The 1,228-nt window shown below is 51.7% G+C and carries 1 protein-coding gene; it reads right to left on the reverse strand.

Features of this window, described 5'->3' with window-relative positions; translation table 11 throughout:
- Position 1 precedes the first annotated feature (1 nt).
- Positions 2-1,132, reverse strand: coding sequence for a transposase (locus ABD949_RS18215; protein ID WP_345245574.1), 1,131 nt, complete (start codon positions 1,130-1,132; stop codon positions 2-4).
- Between the last annotated feature and the right edge of the window lie 96 nt (positions 1,133-1,228).

The following is a 1,228-nucleotide window of genomic DNA, read 5'->3' on the forward strand; positions in this document are numbered from 1 at the left end:
CTCAGTGCTGGACACTGAAGAAAAAGATGCGGATGGGAATCTTCAGCGGCTTGGCCAACTGCTTCATCAGCCAATCTATGAAATGTTCTATTGTGCTCACTTGATTGCTTACGGCTGAATACCCCTTGCGGAATACCGATTCCCGTGGCTCAAACTTGCCTAACTCCCTCTTTTTGGGACGAATCCGATGGAACTGCCGAAAGCCTTCGGCCACACACAGCACATACACCACCACTACGATGACCACCAACAGCCGGATTTTGGCATAGTGTTGAACGCCCAGTTCTTCTATATGGAAGCCATTGCTCTTCAGATGTTTAAAGAGACATTCGGTCGTCCACCGTATCCGGTAGCGCTCCACAATGACCTGTTTGGGCCACTTTAGATTGCTCACCAGCAGCACCAACGGGTCCGCGCTCTGGGCACCATCCTGATGAGCGCGAGCCACAAACTGATAGCGGTGACCATCCAACTCAAACCACTGGCTGCCACAGCGGCCCCTTAAAGCTCGCTTGAGCAAGCCACTGTAGGCCTTGCCGCCCCGGCTAATGGCCGCCTTGTAAGCATCCTTAGGCAAACGAATGATAAAGTTGAGCCCATTCTCGGTCAGAAACGCAAACCAGGCCTTTCCTTCGTACTCGCGATCGCCTAACAGGCAGAAGCCCTTCAGGGGGTAGAGTTTCATGGCTTGCTGCAGCAAGCGTTTACGCTGTTGCTGAGAAGAATGGCCTTTCTTGGCCAAATCGACCCAGAATAAGGGTAAGCTCACCTGTCGGTAGACCAGCGACAAGACCAATAACTGAATGGGTTGTTTGCCCAACTGCCAGCAGGTAGCGTCTAGGGTCAGGTAAAGGCTCATGGAGCGGCCATCCCAACGTTTGATGTAGCCTAAAATCCACACCAACAGCCACTTCCAGAGTTTGCGCTGAGCCAGGGGATTATCAAAGAAGCGAGTCAGCCGTCGGTAATGAGAATCGGTCTGAGTTTGCGGATTGCCCAGCAGGTGGCTCATGTGGTTCTTGAGCTTGTTGAGATTGACGGTTTCTTTGACCAGCATGGCGCAGCCGATGGCAATAAGATTTTTCAGCAGGGCGGGTGAGAGATCTTGGCCAAAATCCTTAGCTTTGTCCAAAAGCGAGGAGTGAAATCTTGTTAAGTTGGTCACGCTACAAAACAAGCATTTGCCCTCGCTTTTTCCTATTCTACCCCCTCAATGTCCAGCACTGAG

The sequence above is a fragment of the Nibrella saemangeumensis genome (genome assembly GCF_039541915.1).
Classification (GTDB): Bacteria; Bacteroidota; Bacteroidia; order Cytophagales; family Spirosomataceae; genus Nibrella; species Nibrella saemangeumensis.